Source organism: Variovorax glacialis (genome assembly GCF_051216375.1).
In the GTDB taxonomy this organism is placed as follows: Bacteria; Pseudomonadota; Gammaproteobacteria; order Burkholderiales; family Burkholderiaceae_C; genus Variovorax.
The window spans coordinates 56,651-75,400 of record NZ_JBPJZT010000002.1 but is presented as its reverse complement, the minus strand read 5'-3'; the positions used below and the strand labels follow the sequence as shown (position 1 = coordinate 75,400).

At 67.0% G+C, this 18,750-nt stretch carries 18 protein-coding genes and 1 pseudogene; 5 read left to right on the top strand and 14 right to left on the bottom strand.

Annotated features, from left to right (window positions below; all coding sequences use genetic code 11):
- From ACSFBL_RS04690 to ACSFBL_RS04660, 7 genes and pseudogenes are all read right to left on the bottom strand, one after another.
- A complete protein-coding gene (locus tag ACSFBL_RS04690; protein ID WP_435515315.1) occupies positions 1–1,533 on the bottom strand; it encodes a putative maltokinase in 1,533 nt (510 codons plus the stop codon).
- A gap of 180 nt (positions 1,534–1,713) precedes the next feature.
- Positions 1,714–3,327: pseudogene (treS, locus tag ACSFBL_RS04685) on the bottom strand (maltose alpha-D-glucosyltransferase); the annotation flags it as partial.
- Positions 3,328–3,339: 12 nt separating this feature from the next.
- Complete coding sequence (locus ACSFBL_RS04680) at positions 3,340–5,391, bottom strand: alpha-1,4-glucan--maltose-1-phosphate maltosyltransferase (RefSeq protein WP_435514599.1); 2,052 nt, start codon at positions 5,389–5,391, stop codon at positions 3,340–3,342.
- Positions 5,384–7,264, bottom strand: coding sequence for a 1,4-alpha-glucan branching protein GlgB (gene glgB, locus ACSFBL_RS04675; protein WP_435514598.1), 1,881 nt, complete (start codon positions 7,262–7,264; stop codon positions 5,384–5,386). Before glgB ends, ACSFBL_RS04680 begins: the two co-directional genes overlap by 8 nt.
- Before the next feature lie 122 nt (positions 7,265–7,386).
- Positions 7,387–8,571: an amylo-alpha-1,6-glucosidase gene (locus tag ACSFBL_RS04670; protein WP_435514597.1), complete on the bottom strand. Its 1,185-nt coding sequence runs from the start codon at positions 8,569–8,571 to the stop codon at positions 7,387–7,389.
- A gap of 31 nt (positions 8,572–8,602) precedes the next feature.
- Positions 8,603–8,836, bottom strand: a complete 234-nt coding sequence (locus ACSFBL_RS04665) for a hypothetical protein (RefSeq protein ID WP_435514596.1) — start codon at positions 8,834–8,836, stop codon at positions 8,603–8,605.
- Positions 8,837–8,912: 76 nt separating this feature from the next.
- A complete protein-coding gene (locus ACSFBL_RS04660; RefSeq protein WP_435514595.1) occupies positions 8,913–9,128 on the bottom strand; it encodes a hypothetical protein in 216 nt (71 codons plus the stop codon).
- Between the two features lie 158 nt (positions 9,129–9,286).
- On the opposite strand from ACSFBL_RS04660, the gene ACSFBL_RS04655 reads away from it, so the two are divergent.
- Both ACSFBL_RS04655 and ACSFBL_RS04650 read left to right on the top strand, forming a co-directional pair.
- A complete protein-coding gene (locus ACSFBL_RS04655) occupies positions 9,287–9,784 on the top strand; it encodes an arsenate reductase/protein-tyrosine-phosphatase family protein (protein ID WP_435514594.1) in 498 nt (165 codons plus the stop codon).
- A 205-nt stretch (positions 9,785–9,989) separates the two neighbouring features.
- Positions 9,990–10,223 carry a DUF2789 domain-containing protein gene (locus tag ACSFBL_RS04650; RefSeq protein WP_435514593.1) on the top strand — a complete coding sequence of 78 codons (234 nt, stop codon included), beginning with the start codon at positions 9,990–9,992 and terminating at the stop codon, positions 10,221–10,223.
- An 18-nt stretch (positions 10,224–10,241) separates the two neighbouring features.
- Here ACSFBL_RS04650 and ACSFBL_RS04645 read toward each other — a convergent pair whose 3' ends face one another.
- The 7 genes from ACSFBL_RS04645 to ACSFBL_RS04615 form a co-directional block, all read right to left on the bottom strand.
- Positions 10,242–10,451: a hypothetical protein gene (locus ACSFBL_RS04645; protein WP_435514592.1), complete on the bottom strand. Its 210-nt coding sequence runs from the start codon at positions 10,449–10,451 to the stop codon at positions 10,242–10,244.
- Between the two features lie 10 nt (positions 10,452–10,461).
- A complete protein-coding gene (locus tag ACSFBL_RS04640; RefSeq protein ID WP_435514591.1) occupies positions 10,462–11,109 on the bottom strand; it encodes a cupredoxin domain-containing protein in 648 nt (215 codons plus the stop codon).
- A 4-nt stretch (positions 11,110–11,113) separates the two neighbouring features.
- On the bottom strand, positions 11,114–11,515 hold the full coding sequence (locus ACSFBL_RS04635; protein ID WP_435514590.1) for a COG4315 family predicted lipoprotein: 402 nt from the start codon (positions 11,513–11,515) through the stop codon (positions 11,114–11,116).
- Between the two features lie 124 nt (positions 11,516–11,639).
- A complete protein-coding gene (locus tag ACSFBL_RS04630) occupies positions 11,640–12,968 on the bottom strand; it encodes a lytic murein transglycosylase (RefSeq protein ID WP_435515314.1) in 1,329 nt (442 codons plus the stop codon).
- A gap of 12 nt (positions 12,969–12,980) precedes the next feature.
- Positions 12,981–14,786, bottom strand: coding sequence for an outer membrane protein assembly factor BamB family protein (locus ACSFBL_RS04625; protein ID WP_435514589.1), 1,806 nt, complete (start codon positions 14,784–14,786; stop codon positions 12,981–12,983).
- 119 nt (positions 14,787–14,905) lie between these two features.
- Positions 14,906–15,298, bottom strand: coding sequence for a YkvA family protein (locus tag ACSFBL_RS04620; RefSeq protein ID WP_435514588.1), 393 nt, complete (start codon positions 15,296–15,298; stop codon positions 14,906–14,908).
- Positions 15,299–15,308: 10 nt separating this feature from the next.
- Positions 15,309–16,109: a pentapeptide repeat-containing protein gene (locus tag ACSFBL_RS04615; protein WP_435514587.1), complete on the bottom strand. Its 801-nt coding sequence runs from the start codon at positions 16,107–16,109 to the stop codon at positions 15,309–15,311.
- Positions 16,110–16,208: 99 nt separating this feature from the next.
- Between ACSFBL_RS04615 and ACSFBL_RS04610 the strand changes: the two genes are divergently transcribed.
- The 3 genes from ACSFBL_RS04610 to ACSFBL_RS04600 all read left to right on the top strand — a co-directional run bounded on the left by ACSFBL_RS04610 (position 16,209) and on the right by ACSFBL_RS04600 (position 18,739).
- Positions 16,209–16,598 (top strand): 4a-hydroxytetrahydrobiopterin dehydratase, encoded by a 390-nt coding sequence (locus ACSFBL_RS04610; RefSeq protein WP_435514586.1) that lies wholly within the window; start codon positions 16,209–16,211, stop codon positions 16,596–16,598.
- A 164-nt stretch (positions 16,599–16,762) separates the two neighbouring features.
- Complete coding sequence (locus tag ACSFBL_RS04605) at positions 16,763–17,809, top strand: beta-ribofuranosylaminobenzene 5'-phosphate synthase family protein (RefSeq protein ID WP_435514585.1); 1,047 nt, start codon at positions 16,763–16,765, stop codon at positions 17,807–17,809.
- 21 nt (positions 17,810–17,830) lie between these two features.
- Positions 17,831–18,739, top strand: a complete 909-nt coding sequence (locus tag ACSFBL_RS04600; protein WP_435514584.1) for an NAD(P)-dependent methylenetetrahydromethanopterin dehydrogenase — start codon at positions 17,831–17,833, stop codon at positions 18,737–18,739.
- Positions 18,740–18,750 lie beyond the last annotated feature (11 nt).

Here is an 18,750-nt window from a genome sequence, read left to right as displayed (position 1 = left end):
TCATCGAACCGCGGTGCGGTCGAGCAGGGCGAGGATCCCGGTCAGCGGGACCGGCGCCCAGTCGATGCGGTTGTTCAATTCGTAGCGCAATTCGTAGAACGCCTTCTCCAGTTCGAAGAGTTCCAGCAATTGCATGTCCATGGGGCCTGCCGCCGACGCCAGCGCCTGGCTGTAGCCTGCCAGGAAGGCTTCGCGCGTCGCGTGCTCCCACCCCTTCGCGGCGGTGTCGAGGCGAATCAGTTCGTCGGCGTTCTGTGCGGCGCGGCGCAGGGCGCTCCAGCGCGCGTAGTTGAACGAGCGCAGCATGCCGGCGACATCGCGCAACGGCGACTGCTTGGTGCGGCGCTCCTCGATCGGACGGGCCGGCTCGCCTTCGAAATCGATGATCACGAAGTCGTTGCGGGTCAGCAGCACCTGGCCGAGGTGATAGTCGCCATGGAAGCGCGTGCGCCATGCGGCCTTGGCTTCAAGCGCCATGCTGTCCACGAAGCGGTTGATGGCCTCGGCCATGCCGTGGAGGCGGACGGCGTCCTCGCGCGCGCTGGTGGGCAATGCGGAAAGGTCGGCTTCGCCGAGTTGCCGCAGGGTTGCCACGGCTTCGGCGCGCACGGTCTCGCGGACGTGGCGCAAGTCGGCATCCGTCATCGGCTCGGGGTCGAAGGCCGCGTTGCCCGTGCGCAGTCCGAGAGCGTTGTGGAGTTCGGCGGTGCGCGCGCCGAGGATGCGGATCAGCGCGAGGAAGGCGCCGTGCGGGTCGGGCGGCAGGTGGCCGTTGGTATCGCGAATCTCGGCAAGCACGCGTTCGAGGTAGCCGAGGGTGTATTCCCAGCCGTCGCCCTGGTTCGGCACGTAGGCCTGCAGGAGCGCAAGCGTCATGACCGTGCCGTCGGTGCCGGTGTATTCGAGCGCGCCGGCGATCGGCACGCCGTGGACGAAGCCGGCATCCTCGGTGAGGAAGCGGCCCATCTCGAGTTCCGGATTGACGCCGGGGCGCACGTTCCGGTAGCCCTTGAGGAACAGCGTCTCGCCGAGCGTGACGACCGTGTTGCTGCTGACCGGGCTCGGCGCGCCCACCGGAAGATCGTCGATCACCTCGATCGGGAATTCGCGACCGAGCGCCGTGGGCCGGAAGTGGAGTTGGCCGCGGGCCGTGGGCAGTTTCGTGTCGCGAACGATCGCGCGCACGAAGGCGCGGCAGAAGGGCACGTCGAAGAAGGCATCGGCCATCACGCCCACGTGCGCCTGCTGGCGGACCTTGGCGATGGCCGCCGGCTGCAGCGCCTTCATGCGGTCCTCGTCGGTGTCCTCCCACGCCAGCGCGAGCGGCATGAAGTAGGTCGCCGGCTCGGGCGGGCCCTTGAGCGACAGCAGCGGCAGCATCCAGCTGTAGCCGTCGATCTGCCAGATCGCGTTGTCGCCGAGTTGCGCGCGGTCGATGCGCGAACCCTTGGTCGCGTACCAGCGCTGGGCCTCGATGTGCGGCGGGAGGGTGTCGGTCTCGAATTGCTTGCTCAGCCGGTCGGCGAAGCCCATGCGCCATGGGACGACGCGGTCCCTGAACATGCTGGTCCAGCCGTCGAAGAGCACCAGCACCGGCCGGTCCAGCAGGGCGACGCCTTCCTGGTGCCAGCTCGGCATTGGCGCCTCGTCGGCGAGCCTGAACCAATAGAAGCCATGCGAGGGCAGGGTGAGCAGGTAGGGCAGCTCGCCGATGGGCGGGAAGGAGGTCCGCCCCAGCATCTCGACCGGCACCCGGCCCTTGAACGCCGACAGGTCGAGTTCGACCGGCTGCGCCGCGCGCGAGAGGTTGAACACCGACAGGATCACATCGCCGTCATGCTCGCTCAGGTAGGCGAGGATCTTGCGATTGCCCGGCTTGAGGAAAGTGCGTCGCCCGCGTCCGAAGGCCCGGCTGGTCTTGCGCACGGCGAGCATGCGCCGCGTCCAGTGCAGCAGCGAACTCTTGTCGCGCAACTGGGCCTCGACGTTGACGGCCTCGTAGCCGTACATCGCGTCCATGATCGGCTGCAGGTACAGGCGCTGCGGATCGGCGCGCGAGAAGCCCGCGTTGCGGTCGGGGCTCCATTGCATCGGCGTGCGCACGCCGTTGCGGTCGCCGACAAAGACGTTGTCGCCCATGCCGATCTCGTCACCGTAGTAGATGATCGGCGAGCCGGGCATCGACAGCAGCATGCTGTTCATCAGCTTGATGCGGTCCTTGTCGTTGTCCATCAGCGGCGCGAGGCGGCGGCGGATGCCGAGGTTGATGCGCGCCTGCATGTCCGCCGCGTAGGTCGTGTACATGTAGTCGCGCTCGCGGTTGGTCACCATCTCCAACGTCAGCTCGTCGTGGTTTCGCAGGAAGATCGCCCACTGGCAGTTGTCGGGGATGTCGGGCGTCTGCTGCATGATCTCGACGATCGGGTCGCGGTCTTCCTGCGCGATGGCCATGTACATGCGCGGCATCAGCGGGAAGTGGTAGGCCATGTGGCATTCGTCGCCCTCGCCGAAATAGCCGCGCACGTCTTCGGGCCACATGTTCGCTTCCGCGAGCAGGAAGCGGTTCTTGTAGTTCGCGTCGATCGCTGCCCGCAGCTTCTTGATGACGTCGTGCGTCTCGGGCAGGTTCTCGTTGGTGGTGCCGTCCCGCTCGATCAGGTAGGGGATGGCATCGAGCCGGAAGCCGTCGACGCCCATGTCGAGCCAGAAGCGCATGGTGCGGAACACCGCCTCCAGCACTTCCGGATTGTCGAAGTTGAGGTCGGGCTGGTGGCTGAAGAAGCGGTGCCAGTAGTAGGCCTTCGCGACCGGATCCCAGGTCCAGTTGGACTTCTCCGTGTCCGTGAAGATGATGCGCGTGCCCGAGTAGAGCGTGTCGGTGTCGCTCCACACGTAGAAGTTGCGCTCGGGCGAGCCCGGTGGCGCCGCGCGTGCGGCCTGGAACCACGGGTGTTCGCTCGAGGTGTGGTTGATGACCAGCTCGGTGATCACGCGCAATTCGCGGCGGTGCGCTTCCTTGAGCATCTCGCGGAAGTCGTCCAGCGTGCCGTACTGCTTGTGGACGCCCTCGTACTCGGCGATGTCGTAGCCGTCATCGCGCAATGGCGACGGATAGAAGGGCATCAGCCAGATGGTGTTGACGCCCAGGTCCTTCACGTAGTCCAGCTTGCTGGCCAGGCCCTTGAAGTCCCCCATGCCGTCGTCGTTCGAATCCAGGAAGGCCTTGACGTTGACCTGGTAGATGACCGCATCGCGGTACCACGTGGGGTCCTGTGAAGTGTCGATCTCGGTGGTTTCGAGGGCGAGTGCGGGCAGGGGAGCGTTCATGAATCACGGACCCTATGCGTAGTAGTCGAAGTCACGCTCGTCACGAACGCGCCGGCGCACGGCCATGACGTGGGCGGGCAGGCGGTTCGGATCGAGCTCGATGTAGTGGTGGGTGCCGCGCCACATGAAGCGCTGGTCACTCAGCAGGTCGTGCATCTGGAAGGGACGATCCGCCGGCAGGCCGATCTCGAAGGGATCGAGATGCAGCCAGCCGATCTGCGTGTGGTGGGGATCGAGATTGACCACGGTCACCACGGCGCGGTCGCCGTCCGGCGAGGTCTTCATGTAGGCGATGAGCTGGTCGTTGTCGATGTCCAGGAACTTGAGCGTGTGGTCGGACTGCAGCGCCTCGTTGGCGCGGCGGATCTGATTGATGCGCGCGATGAAGGGGCGCAGGCCCTGTTCGGCGCTCCAGTCCCAATGTCGGAGCTGGTACTTCTCGGAATCGAGGTACTCCTCGCTCGACGGGCCGCGCGGCTTGTATTCGAGGAGATCGTAGGCAGGCCCGTACATTCCGTAGCTCGCCGCGAGCGTGGCGGCGAGGACCAGGCGCGACTTGAACACGGGCTCTTCGCCCGTCTGCAACGCACCATGCAGGATGTCGGGTGTGTTGGGCCACACGTTCGGGCGGAAGTACTCCTTGCCCGGGCCTTGCGTCAGTTCGGTGAAGTACGCGGTGAGCTCTTCCTTGGTGTTGCGCCAGGTGAAGTAGGTGTACGACTGCGTGTAGCCGAGCTTGGCCAGTCGGTGCATGACCTTCGGCCGCGTGAAGGCTTCCGCCAGGAAGATGACCTGCGGATGCGACCGCTTGATCTCTGTGATGACCCACTCCCAGAACGGAAAGGACTTGGTGTGCGGGTTGTCGACGCGGAAGACGGTGATCCCTTCGCCGATCCAGTGGTCGAACACGGACTTGAGTTCGGCCCAGAGCCCCTGCCAGTCCTCGCTTTCGAAATTGAAGGGGTAGATGTCCTGGTACTTCTTCGGCGGGTTCTCCGCGTACTGGACGCTGTTGTCGGGTCGCCAGCGGAACCACTGCGGATGCGCCTTCACGTAGGGGTGGTCAGGCGCGCACTGGAAGGCGATGTCCATGGCGATGTCGATGCCCAGCGTCGCGGCCTGGGCGATCAGGTGCCGGAAGTCCTCGGGCGTGCCGAGTTCCGGCAGGATGTCCTTGTGTCCGCCCTCGGCCGCGCCGATGGCCCAGGGGCTGCCGACGTCGCCGGGCTCGGTGACGAGCGCGTTGTTGCGGCCCTTGCGCTGCAGGCGGCCGATCGGGTGGATGGGCGGAAAGTACAGCACGTCGAAACCCATCGCGGCGATCAGCGGCAGGCGCTTCTCGACATCGCGGAAGGTGCCGTGCGCGCCGGGCGTGTCGGAGGCCGAGCGCGGGAACAGTTCGTACCAGGTGCTGAAGCGCGCGCGCTCCCGATCCGCCACGAGGGGAAGTTCCGCGGCGAAGCGCGATTCGAGTCGCCGGTCCGGATAGCGGGCCGCCGTCTCGGCGAAACCTTCGTCGAGCGCGAGGGCCTTGAGGTCGGTCGCCTGCATGGCGGTATCGGCCGCGCCTTCCTCGAGGGAGCGCGCCCATTCGACCAGCGCATCGCGATCCGCGCCGGCGGCCCGTTCGGCCGCCGCCTTGATCTCCAGTGCCCCGGTGCGGGCGGCGAGGCGGATGTCGTCCGCATCGACCCGCCGGATCAGCTCATGACGCCAGGACTCGAAGCCGTCGACCCAGGCGGACACCGTGTAGACATAGCGTCCCGGCACGGGCGGCGTGAACTCGGCAAGCCATTCGTCGTTGTAGCGCAGCTTCATCGGCTGCTCGTGGCGGCGTTCGCTGCCGTCCTTCCACCAGTGCAGCATGACGCGCGGCACGTCGTGGCCGTCGGTGAAGACATGCGCCGTGATGCACACCGGTTCGCCGGCCACGCGCTTGACGGCGAACCGGCCGCCGTCAACCACGGGCAGCACCGCATCCACGACGGCGCGGCTCCTGCCGTCCGGGGCCGGCGTGGCCTCGGTCGGGACGGCTTCGTTTCTGGCGAAGAGTCGGCTAAGCATCCCCGGCTTTCAGGAACAGTGTGGACAGCGGCGGCAGCGTCAGGCAGACGGAGAGAGCCTGCCCGTGCGACCGCATCGGCGCGGCCTCCACCGCGCCGAGGTTGCCCCACCCCGAGCCGCCGAATGCGGAGGCATCGCTGTTGAGCAATTCGTGCCATGTTCCGCCGTGCGGGACGCCGACGCAATAGTTCTGGCGAGGTACTGGCGTCATGTTGCTGACGACGAGCACGGTGTCGCCGGCGCGCGATCGGCGCAGGAAGGCGAGCACGCTCTGCTCATGGTCGTTGGGTTCGAGCCACCGGAAGCCGTCGGCGGAGAAGTCGAGCTCGTGCAGGGCCGGCTCGGCGCGATAGAGGCGATTGAGCTCGCCCACGAGGTGTTGCACGCCCCGGTGGTCGTGCGATTCGAGCGCGGCCCAGTCGAGCTGGCCTTCGTGTGTCCATTCGCTGCGCTGCGCGAACTCGCCACCCATGAAGAGCAGCTTCTTGCCCGGATGCGCCCACATGTAGGTGAGCAGCGAGCGCAGGTTGGCGAACTGTTGCCAGGGGTCGCCCGGCATCTTGTTGATCAGCGAGCCCTTGCCGTAGACCACCTCGTCATGCGAGAGCGGCAGCAGGAAGTTCTCGGTGAAGGCGTAGACCAGCGAAAAGGTCAGCTTGTGGTGGTGGTAGCGCCGGTTGACCGGGTCCTCGTGCATGTAGGCCAGGCTGTCGTGCATCCAGCCCATGTTCCATTTCATGCCGAAGCCGAGGCCGCCCATGTCCGTGGGACGCGAGACCTGCGGCCAGGCGGTCGATTCCTCGGCCACCGTGAATGTGTCCGGATGCTCGCGATAGACCGCCCGGTTGAGTTCCTGGAGAAAGCCGACGGCCTCGAGGTTTTCGCGGCCGCCATGGCGATTGGGGATCCATTCGCCGCCGCGGCGCGCATAGTCGAGATAGAGCATCGAGGCCACCGCATCCACGCGCAGGCCGTCGACGTGATACTGGTCGAGCCAGAAGAGGCCCGAGGAGATCAGGAAGCTGCGGACCTCGTCGCGGCCGTAGTTGAAGATCGCCGAGTTCCATTCGGGATGAAAGCCCTGGCGCGGATCGGCATGCTCGTAGAGCTGCGTGCCGTCGAAGGACGCGAGCCCGTGGGCGTCGTTCGGGAAATGCGAGGGCACCCAGTCGAGCAGCACGCCGACGCCCCGCTGGTGCAGGTGATCGACGAAGTACATGAAATCCTGCGGCGTGCCGTAGCGCGCGGTCGGCGCGTAGTAGCCCGTGGTCTGGTAGCCCCACGAGCCGTAGAACGGATGCTCGGTGATCGGCATGAGTTCGACATGGGTGAAGCCGACCGACACCGCGTAGTCCGCCAGGGCATGGGCGAGCGCGCGATAGTCCAGCGGCTGCCCGTTCTCCCGGCGCCATGAGCCCGGATGCACTTCGTAGACGGAGACCGGCGCATCGAGGCTGTTGCGTGACGCGCGGGTCTGCATCCATGCGTCGTCGCCCCAGGTGTAGTCGAGCGCCCAGAGGCGCGATGCGGTGGCCGGCGGGGTTTCGCAATAGAAGGCCAGCGGATCGGCCTTTTCGAGCACCTGCCCGCTCTGCGAGACGATCCGGAACTTGTAGGCGTTGCCGTGCCGCGCGTGCGGGCTGCGGCCTTCCCAGACGCCGGTGGCATCGGCGCGCGGCGTCAGCGGGTCGGCGTGACCGTCCCATCCGTTCCACTCGCCGATCACCGAGACCGAGCGTGCGTTGGGGGCCCACACGGCAAATGAAGCGCCCTCTTTGTCAGGCGCTAGCCTGCCACCGAGACTGTCGTAAAGGCGTGAATGCGTTCCCTCGCGAAAGAGATAGGCATCGGTGTCGTCGAATGAGAAACTCACGGCGGCTGTCCTTGGAGGGAATCCTCTTTCTAGCCCGGCGATACCACCCATCGCAGGTGCGAAGCGCGCGACCCCGTGTCGGACAGGAACTCACGCGCCCTATGACTTGCGGGCTGCTTGCATCACCATGCCGCTCCTTCGCCCGACAAGGCGCGCCGGGCCAGCAGGAAAGTCGCTGCGTTCCAGCTCTGTCCCGGCATTCCCATGGGCGCGAGTGTGCGCCCGTGAAACCATTCCGTGAAGCGCCAATCGCCCAGTTCGTTCGCTTGCGCGAGGCGCGCCAGGTCATTCCAGGCCCGCGCATGCAAACCCAGTTTGGCGAGCGCCATCACCCAGAAGCCGCCGACGAAGGGCCAGATGCCGCCGTTGTGGTACTGGTGGACGATGTTCTGCTGGTGGCGCGCCATGTACGGACGCCACAGTGCGTCCTGGCGAGTCAGCGGATGCAGGGTGACCCGCACCGGATACGGCTCCGAGGCGTTCGCCGCGACGATGGTCTTGACGATGCGGCGCGCCATCGCGGAATCGGCCAGCCCGCTCTGTATGGCCAGCACGTTGCCGAACACATCGCCCTCGTCGCCGACGACCGAGAGATTGACGAAGCTGAGGTACAGCCCGGGGTCGCGCCGGCCGCGGCGCGCATAGTGCCGCAGCAAGCGGGCCCGGTGGTATTCGGGCAGGTCGCGCTGGAACGGGTTGAACAGGTGGTTGAAGTGGTGCAGCGTCGCCTCGGCCTCATCGAGCGCGAAGCGGCGCTTGACCTCGTACCACAGCGCATTGGTGTAGAGCACATAGCCCGAGCGCGGCATGATGTCCGCCCAGTCGCTGGCCTCGTTCTGCTGCAGCAGCCTGAAGGTCTGGTGCTCCTGCGCAAGCAGCCACTGGATCGCACGGGCGACGCCATCGCTCCAGCGCGAGGCCCCGACCCCGCCGTGGCGACGGACGTGGTCCACCGCGATCAGCCACCAGAGGGTGGCGTCGATGCAGCCGAGATACCAGAAGTCGGCATCATGGCCTTCCGGGTCGACGTACTTGGGGATCTGTCCATTGGCCGCCTGTTGCGCGGCAAGTGCTTCGAGGCTGGCCACGGCGCCTTCTTCCAGCGCGGGCACGCCGCTGCCGCACATCGCCATCACGCAGATCGCGGCGTCGCGCCCGAAGATCCGCGTGTAGCGCCGCGCCACGGCCGCTTCGGTCCGGCTCGCCGCCAGGATGCCGTGCGGGGTGAGGTTGCGTTCCAGCAGTTCGAGCGAGGCCCTGGCGCAGGTGTCGATGAGTGCGAGCTGGTTGGCGTCGAGGTGGGTCATGGCGCCAAGTGTCGCAAGATCGACAGATCGGCTACAGGGTCTTGAGCCGGAGCGTGCCGTCGCTGGTCTCGAAGGTGTCGTCGCCGGTCTTGTCGACGATCCGCCCCGTGGCAAGCCGGTATTCGGAGGCGACTTCGCCGGGGGCCGGCGGGGCGCTGTCGCCCGGATCCGGTTCGAGGTACTCGGAGTACTTCACGACGACGTGCAGTTTCCCGACCTGATCCGTCACCTGGATTCGTTCGGTAGGCGTCTTTTTCCGCCGCATGGGGTTTCCTTGGGGCACGGCACGGTCACCGGCATGCGCGCAGCGCATGAGCCGGGGCGCTGTGCGGGTGAAGAATTCAGGACGCCCGGGGGCCCGTGCCATGGACCCGGCTCGCGCCGCGGTCCCATCGCCGGGTTGCTTCCTGCGCCTGGAATGTCCGGCGTTCCCTCGCCTCGTGCACCTCGAGCGCGTTCACATCCTCGACCAATTGCTGCACGTCGGGATCCGATTCGCCATAGCGCACCTGCATCTTCGCAACGAGATGCCTCAACCTGTCCAGTTCCTTGCTCATCGAATTGCTTCCTTGAGAAATGGCCGCGAAGCCATGGACGAAGACGGCAAAGCCGTCTTTGCGTGGCGTCTCCTTGTCATTTCGGGGGTAGCGCACCTTGCGGAAATGGCCTCCGCGCCTCTACGCTACGTCCTGTCGTTCGTTTCAAACAGTTTTCAATGGTCGCAAAGCGCATCGTGGTGATTTTCGTATCGCGACGCAACTCGTTGCGCAGCGTTCTTGCCCAGGCCTGCCTTGCGCACCTCGGCGCGGGTCGCTTCATCGCCTATTCCCGCGGTCATCCGGCCCACGTCAGCGAGGAGATTCATCCCGCGGCGATCGCCGCCCTCGCCAGCGCGGGCATTCCCGTGCCGCCGCTGCAACCCCGCGGCTGGGACGATCTGACGCGCTCCAGTTCGCCGCACGCGAACTTCATCATCACGCTCGACGAGTCGACCTTGCCGGCCCAGCCTTCCTGGCCGGGCCAGCCCGACTCCGCGCTCTGGGCCTTTCCGGACGTCGCGGCGCTCGACAGCCCCGGGCAGATCGATCAGGCGGCGCTTCAGATGCTGTACGCCTTGCGCCGGCGGCTGGAACTGCTGATCAGCCTGCCGCTGCAAGGCGCGGACCCGGCTGCGGTGCGCTCCGATGTCCGCGACCTGGCGCACATGCAATAGGCGGCTTCGATCCCGGATCCGTACCGGAGTTGTGGTAGGGATTGCGACCGAAAACGCGACGGACAGCCGACTGCCTGTTTACGAGGCATCGCGTTGCAGGCCAAGTCTGGAGCCAATTCCCTGCGTTGTGCATGCTGTTGTCCACAAGTCTGTCCACGGGGCGCGGGGACAACGCCGGGGGCTTCTTTGGGTGGAGAATCGACCCATGGACCTCACCGAACACAGCCTTCCCAACCTGTTCCGGCAACTGGGTCTGCCAAGCACCCAGCCCGACATCGATGCCTTCGTCGCGCAGCACCGACCTCTGGCCGGCGAGATCCGCCTGGCCGAAGCGCCGTTCTGGACGCCCGGGCAGGCGCAGTTCCTGCGCGAGGAAATCGGCGAGGACGCCGAATGGGCGGAGACCGTCGACCAACTCAACGTGCTGCTGCGCGCCTGATCGACGCGCCGGCAGGCGCTACCAGAAGCGCCAGAACGGCCGGCGACGAACGGGTTCCGGTTCGAGCGTGGCTTGCAGCGTCGTCGGATGGCCGAACCGGCGCCGCACCTCGGTCTCGTGCTGATGGGCCGCCCCGCGCGCCTGCCGGTGGCCGCGCAGCGCGAGCAGGCGCAACTGGTGCGCACGCTCCAGCAGTTCCTCGTCGGGCAGGGCGCCAGGCTCGGTCATCGTCTCAGCCTCAGATCCGCTTGCGCCGCGGCACCACGTTGAGCTGCAGCGTGGCCTTGGCGGGGCCGTCGCCGAGCATGACCTGCACTGGCGCGATGTCGATGAGCTGGTCGGCATGCCACACCTTGATCGATGCGGCGCCGTCAGGAACGTCGAGCGTGGCGAGGCCGTCCGTGCCGGTCAGCGCCGCCCAGGGCGAATCGCTCACGTAGACGTGCCCGCGCATCGAGTTGTGCAGGTGGCAGCCGAGCAACACGGCACCGGCCTTGTCGAAGACGGCGTCGGCGGTCTTCCCCGGCTTGCCTTCGGGCTTGCCGGCGATCATCAGCTCGAAGCCGCCCCCCGGGCCGGCGTCGAATTGCGCGACGCCCGCGGCGGAAGCGCGCACATGGTGCTCCCACGGATCGTTGTTGACGAAGCGCGCCTTGGCGCCGACGGGGACGAGGGTCACGGCCGGAACGAAGCGCATCTTTTCCTGGCTGATGGTCACTTCCCTGGGCAGCGGGTGGGACGGCGCGGCCTTCGAAGCGGTCGCCACGACGACGACCGCATCGACCACGGGCTGTCCGTCCTTGTCGAGGACGCTGACCTGCAGCGGCGTGGCCGCACAGAACGTGCAGAAAAGCGCGCCGGCCAGCGCGACGAGTGATTTGCGCATGCGCTCAGAGCTGGCTCGTCTTGATGACGTGCCAGACCTTGTTGTAGTTGTCGCCGTAGACGTCGCCGGGCTCCTGGTCCTCGGGCCAGGTGTAGAGCGGCTGGCCCTTGAAGGCCCATTGCTTGCGGCCGTCGTCGCGGGTGATCACCGACAGGCCACCCCCCGGCCTGGCGCCTTCGGCGGCCATGACCGGCGGCCACTTGACGGCGCAGTCGCCGTTGCAGACCGAGCGGCCGCTGTTCGGTGCGTCCTTGTCGAAGGTGTAGAGCGTGAGCCCCTTTTCGTTGACCAGGATGCCGTTCGCGAGCTTCACGGTCGAAACGTCCTTCGCGGCGGTCGGTGGCTGCGTGGCGCAACCGGCGAGCAGGGTCAGGGTGAGGGCGAGACTGGCAGCGGAAATACGCACGAAGGGCTCCTTTGGAATCGTGAAATAGGGGGCAGTGCGACCCGCATTACACAATTCGATACAGTTTCGCCCTAGTGCAATTTGTCACGGCCGCAATGCTTTCGTTTTCGCGCGATCGCCGGACTCAGGGTTTTTGAAGGCGCTGGAGCAGCTCCGCGGAGGGATAGCCGTCCGCGGGCAGGCCGGCGCTGCGCTGGTAGCGGCGGATTCCGTCGCGGGTGGCGGGGCCCATCACGCCGTCGGGCACGCCGGTGGCGAAGCCACGCTGGTTCAGCGTCGATTGCAGTTCGAGCAGCTGGCTCCGCGAGAGAACGGCCAGATCGCGCGGCCAGGGCGTCTGAACGTCAGGGCCGCCGGTCAGGCGCTGCGAGAGGAGGCCGACCGCGAGCGCGTAGCTGGTCGAATTGTTGTAGCGGAGGATGGCCCGGAAGTTCGGCCCGACCAGGAAAGCCGGCCCGCGATAGCCGGCAGGCAGCAGGATCGTGCCGTCGGCAAACTCGGGCAGCGGTCGGCCGTCCATGGTGCGCACGCCGTCGGCGGCCCATTGCGCGGACGGCTGGCGCACCGACGTATCGGCGCGCCCGTAGTCGAAGCCGGCCGGCAGGCGGACCTCGACGCCCCAGGGCTTGTCGGCCTGCCACCCCGAGCGCGACAGGAAGTTCGCGGTCGACGCCGTCACATCGGCCATGCTGCCCCAGATGTCACGCCGTCCGTCGCCGTCGGCGTCCACGGCGTAGGCCAGGAAGTTCGAGGGCAGGAACTGGGTCTGGCCCATGGCGCCGGCCCACGACCCGACCATGTGCTCGCGGTCGATGTCGCCCTTGTCGATGATCCTCAGTGCGGCGAGCAGTTCGCGGCGCGCCCAGTCTTCCCGCCGCCCTTCGAAGCCGAGCGTCGCCAATGCGTCGATGGTGGGCGTGCTGCCGTAGTTGCCGCCATAGTTGCTTTCCATGCCCCAGATCGCGACCACGACGCTCGGCGGAACGCCGTAGCGCCTTGCAGCAGCATCGGCTTCGGCCCGCACCTGCAGCAGCTTGTCCTGGCCGAGTGCGACGCGTTGGGGCGACACGGTGCTGTCGAGGTAGTCCCAGACGCTGCGCGTGAACTCGGGCTGTGCCCGATCCAGTTCGATGACGCGTGGCAGGTACTGGACGTTGTCGAACGCCCCGTGAAGCGTCGCATCGCTGATGCCTTCCGCACGCGCGGAGGCGCGGAAAGCCGCGACCCATTGCGCGAACTGCGCCTGGAACTGGGCTGGATCCGTGCCTTGGGGTGTCGGCGTCGAGGGTGGGGGAGGGGGCGTCGGTGCAGGCCGGGTGGCCGCCGCTGGAGCAGGCGGCGGCGTCGATGTCGCGGGCGGCGGGGAAGCGCAGCCCGAAAGGCAGGCAAGCGAGAGCGCCACGACGGCGAATGCGGGTCTGAAGGGCCGGGATGCGCTAGAGGAAGAGGAGATGGTGATCACGTGTCATTTTTTAGCCGCCGCATTGCCGAGGCCCAGAATGACGACCCTTGCGCGCGCCGGCTTCGTCGGCCAGGCGACCATGGTAAAGCCATCGGCGACCGCCACTTTCTGCGCGCCATCCGCGGTGTACGTGATCACGCCGCCCGCGATGCCGGCGCCGGTCCCGAGCGGACCGCCCCAGAGCTTCTGGCCGGTGGCGGCGTCCAGCGCATAGAAATTGCCGCCGAGGTCGGCGAAGAACACGAGGCCGCCGGCCGTCGGCGTGATGCCGGCGACAACCGGATAGTTGGACTTGACGCGCCATTTCCAGACGCCGGTGTCGGCGTCGCTGGCATAGATCCATCCGGCCCAATGACCGTCGGTAGGGTCCTCCCTGCCGAACATGTTGATCGGGTTGAGGTAGGCGATCCCAGTCCAGGGCTGGCCGATGGCCACCGCCCGCATCTTCTCGTCCGTCTTGATCTTCACGGTGTCGCACCAGTCGACCGTGCCCGTGATGATGAGGTTCGTGGTCGGATCGAAGCCGGGCGTGTTCCATTCGGTGCCGCCGACCGGACCGGGACAGAAGCGAACGTTCTGGCCCGTCGCGAAGGCGCCATCCACGTTCTCGACCGTGGTGACCGGCATGCGGTAGAGCTGGCTGTTCGTGGCGAGGTCGTAGCCATAGAGGTGCCCATCCTTCGGTGCGACCGTCATGAGTTGCTTGCCGCCCAGCGTCTGGTGCAGGATCGGCGGGCTGGAGACATCCCAGTCATGCCAGTCCTTCTTCACGACCTTGAAGCTGTTCTTGTAGTCGCCCGTCTTCGCGTCGAGCACCACGACCGAGTCGGTATAGAGATTGGACCCTTCGCGCGCGCCCGATGCGAAGTCCGGCGCCGGATTACCGCCCGGCACGTACAGCAGGCCGTTCTTGATGTCCAGCGTGTACGAGGTCCAGGTCCCGCCGCCGCTGATGGGTATGCCGGGCGCGTTGTTCCAGGTCGAATTGTCGAGCGGCGACTTGCCCAGGGGGCCTCGGGCGACGTCGTCCTGGCTCTTGGGAACGAGGAAGAACTGCCAGACGACCTTGCCCGTCTTTCCGTCGAGCGCGTAGACCTTGCCCTTGCCGCCCTTGTAGTCGCCGCCGGCATTGCCGACGTAGACGAGGCCGTCAAAGGCGATCGGCGCCGACGGCACCGACTCGCCACGTTTCGGGTCGGCGATGGATGTCTCCCACACCTGCTTGCCGGTCTTGAAATCGAAGGCCAGCACCCGGCCGTCCTGGGTGCCGCGAAACAACATGCCGTCCAGGTAGGCGGCGCCGCGGTTGGCTGGCAGCAGCGCGCCGGGGTAGTCCAGGTGCGTGCGCCAGTTCTCGGCGCACGTGGACGGATTGATGGAGAAGATGTCGAACTCGCTGGTGCCGATCAGGGCGTTGTTCACCATGATCAGGCCGGATTCGAAGGCGGTGTAGATGCCGAGGTCGTAGGTGCACAGGACCTTGAGGTCCCCGACGTTGTTCGTATTGATCTCGTTGAGGGGCGAGTAGCGTTGCGACGTCGGCGTCCGGTTGTAGCTTGGCCAGTCGCCCGCCGCGGCGTTCGGCCATGCCGCGTCGGCGGGCGGTGGCGGAGCCGCGGCCACGGGCGCCTTGTACGCGGGGTTCGATTCGAGCGTCAACGTGCCCGCAGGCGCACCCATCGACCTGAGAACGTTGATTCCCAGGCCGCCATACGTGGTCATCTGGATCGGGAACATGACGTAGAGCGCGCCCCCGATGACCGCGCCTATCACCACCAGCACGCCGATGATCTTGAAGAACTTTTTCATGCTTCTGGCCCGATCGTGTAGGCGGGGTATCCATGGCCCCGTGGCGCCGATTCTTGAAGGAAAGCCCCGGACCCGCCATCCCGGCGGCCACCTAAGTCCACGTACGTGGACGGGCCGGCCTACAAGCGCGGCGCGAGCCAGAACCACGCCGCCACGCCGATCGCCAGCCACAGCGCCACGACGAACACTGCGCCGGCCCGGCTGCGTGGCTTCGAGCCCTGCGTTCGCATCCACTCGTCCGCCTGCAGGCGGCATTCCGCCAAGACATCCGGGGGCAGGAGCCGGATGGCGAGCCAGATCAGGCCGGGCAGCAGCAGGACATCATCGACGTAGCCCAGCACCGGGATGAAGTCGGGGATCAGGTCGATGGGGCTCAGCGCATAGGCGACGACGAACAGGCCCAGGGCCTTGGCGTACCACGGCGTCCGCGAATGCCGGCCCGCGAACCAGAGCGTCAGGCCATCGCGCTTGATGCGCCTGGCCCATGCTCTCAAGCGGTCGCCGATGGGCATGCGCCTGCGGTCACCGAACGATCTTGTCGAAGTTCGTCGCGCGGTCGAGCCCCTTGGCCTCGGCGAAACCCTTCACGTCGCGGAAGATCGTCCCGTCGAGGTCGGCCTCGGTGAAATCGGCGCCGGTCACGTCAGCACCCGTGAGATCGGCGCCTCCCAGCTTGACGCGAAAGAAATTCGCGCCGCGCAGATTGCCGCCCTTGAGATTGCAGAACGCCATCAACGACCGGTTGAAGTCGGCCCCCGCCAGTGTCGCGCCCGCGAGGTTGGCGCTGGCGAGATCGGTCCGCATCTGCCCCATCCCCTGGTTCTTGATATTGACGCCGACGACGGCGTTGCTGAAGTTGGCGCCGGAGAGGTCGGCCCCCGGCAGATCCGCGATCATCTTGACGCCGGTCATGTTGGCGCCCTTGAAGATGGGCATCTTTCGGACTTCGCCTCCCAGGATGACGACCGACAGCAGGCTTGCGCGCGTCAGGTTGGCGCCGCTGAAGTCCGTGCCCATCAGCCAGGCGCCGTTGAGGTTTGCGCCTTCCAGCGTGGCGCCGCGAAAGTCGGCCAGCACGAGCTTGCTGCCGAAGAAGCTGGTGCCCTTGAGGTTGGCATTGCGGAAGTCGAGCCTGCTCAGGTCGAGGTCAGAGAGGTCCTTGCCCGAGAGGTCCGCCACCGCGGCCGGCGATGCGTTCTTCAGCGCCGCCCTGACCTGATCCACCGAAAGCTCCGCGCTCGCGGCGTGCATGGCGGCGAACAGAACCAGCAGCGCGGTCAGTGTGGACGCGGCGGTGTACGCGAAGCTCGGAATGCGGCTCATGGGGACTCCTCTCTCGCCATCACGGCTATCCATGGGGTCGATGTACGCGGCAGCCCATGGCGCATAGCATTCGATGATCGCCACTTTGAAAGAGACGACATGACCCAATGGCGCAAACAGTCTGCTTCCGAGGTGTTCACGCCCGAAGAGACCGTCGCGCGGCTCGCCGAGGAGCTGCCGAAATGGTACTTCGAGGACGGCTGGATTCGTCGCAAGTTCAAGACCAGCGGCTGGAAAGGCACGCTGATGGTCGTCAACACCGTCGGTCACCTCGCGGAGGCGGCGTGGCATCACCCGGACCTCACGGTGTCCTACGCCTTCGTCACCGTCAAGCTGATGAACCACGCGGCCAAGGGCATCACCGAGAAGGACTTCGAGCTCGCCAGGAAGATCGAGGACGTCGTGATGTGGCAGCCCGCCACCGTCGAAGGCTCGTCGCTCGAAGGCACGCCGGACGATCCGCGCTTCAAGTATCTGAAGTACGACTGACCCGCCGCGCGAGGGCTCGCGTGGTGACACTGTGTCCCCAAGTCGGTACAGGACGGGGGCCCATCGCGAAGGCAGGGCACGAGCCCGTGGGTGAAAGCGCAGCGGAACAGAGCTTGCTTTGCAAGTCCTGAACGACCCCTGACCTTCAATACGCCGACAGCGCGATGGATCGACCTCGAAACATTCCCGAACCCGGCTTCGTCGATCGCCCGACGACCGTCGCGCTGTGCGCGCCCGGGCGTCTGCACCTTGGCTTTCTCGACCCGGCCGCATCGCTGGGCCGCCGCTTCGGCAGCATCGGCCTGATGATCAACGGCTTCGAGACGGAGGTGGAGATCACCGCATCGCCCGTCGACCAGATCACTGCGCGGGGACCCGCGGAGCAGGCAGAAATCGAGAGAGCGGCCGCCTGCCTGCGGCTGCTGCGGGATCACAGCGGTCACGCCGAGCCGCTGCATCTGCGGCTCCTGCAGGTCCTGCCCGCGCATGCCGGATTCGGTTCGGGGACGCAACTGGCATTGGCGGTCGGCCGGGCGTTCGCCTTGTGGCATGGGCTCGGCGTTCCCACGGTCACGCTAGCGCAATGGCTGGGCCGCGGGCTGCGGTCGGGCATCGGCGTGGCAGGGTTCGATCACGGCGGGCTGATCGTCGACGGCGGTCCGGGCCCGAACGGCGCGCCTGCGCCGGTGTTGTCGCGCATCCCGCTGCCAGAGGCCTGGCGTGTCCTGATCGTGCAGGACAGCGCGCAGAAGGGCTTGTCGGGCGATGAGGAAAAGCAGCGCATCGCCGCCTTGCCGCCCTTGTCCCGTACGCTCGCAGCCGACATCTGCCACCAGGTGCTCATGCGTGTGCTGCCGGGCGCCGCCACCGGCGATTTCGCGCCCTTCGCGGCCGGCATCACGCGCATCCAGCAGGTGCTCGGCGAGCACTTCGCGCCTGCGCAGGGTGGGCGTCCCTTCACCAGTGAAGCGGTGGGGCGCCTGCTCGGGTGGCTGTCGCAGCACCGTGCCGAGCACATCGCCGCCATCGGCCAGAGCTCCTGGGGACCGACCGGATTCGCGGTCCTCCCTTCGCAGGCGCGGGCAGAGGCCGCGATCGATGCCATGCTGGCCGCCAACCTCATCGCGCCGTCGCTGACGCTGCGCATCGTCTCCGGCCGGAACACCGGGGCCACGCTGCTGGATCGGCGCCTCGAAGTGCCCATGCCCTGAGTTCAACGCAGAGTGGTCTCCATGGAACGCCCCTACATCCTCCACATGTTCACACCGGGCCGGCAGATGAGCCCGTTCGACATCAACATGGCCGCCGACGCCGGCTACCAGATCGTCGTGCCCTATTGCGAGGTCGATGCCCACGGCGTCGCCGGGCTCACGCAGGACACCATCTTCTCGCGCAGTCCGAAGGGCCTGCTGCGCACCGGCATCTTCATCGGCGGGCGGGACGCACTGCAGGCCGCCGACATGCTCGATCGCGCGAAGGCGTCGATGTTCAAGCCCTTCGTCGTGTCGCTGATGGCGGACCCCAGCGGCGCCTATACGACCGCGGCCGCGATGGTGGCCTGCGTCGAGGCCGCGCTGGCCAGCCAGCATGCACAGGGCCTGGATGGCCGGCGCGTCGTCGTCCTCGGCGGCACCGGGCCAGTGGGCCGCATCGCGGGCGTGATCGCGGCACAGGCGGGCGCGCAGGTGTCTCTCTCCAGCCGGGGCGGTACCGCGGCGGCCGAGGCGACGGCGGGCGAGACCGGCAAGCGCTTCGGCGTCGAACTGCATGGCGTGGGCGGCGGTGACCCGGCTGCGGTGCTCGCATCGATCGCCGACGCCGATGTGCTGCTCGCCTGCGCGCCGGCCGGCGTCCAGGTCGTCTCGGCCGAGATGCTGGCCTCCGCCACGAAGCTCAAGGTCGCGGCCGATGTGAACGCGGTGCCGCCGGAAGGCATCGCCGGCGTCGGCGCGATGGACAACGCCAAGCCCTTGCCGGGGACTGCGGCGGTAGGCGTCGGTGCATTGGCGATCGGCAACGTCAAGTACCAGACCCAGCAACGGCTCCTGGTGCAGATGCATGACGCCGAGGCGCCCGTGGTGCTGAGTTTCAAGGAAGCGTTTGCCACCGCGCGCGCCTTCATTGCGGAAAAGGCGACTTGATTGAACCGGTC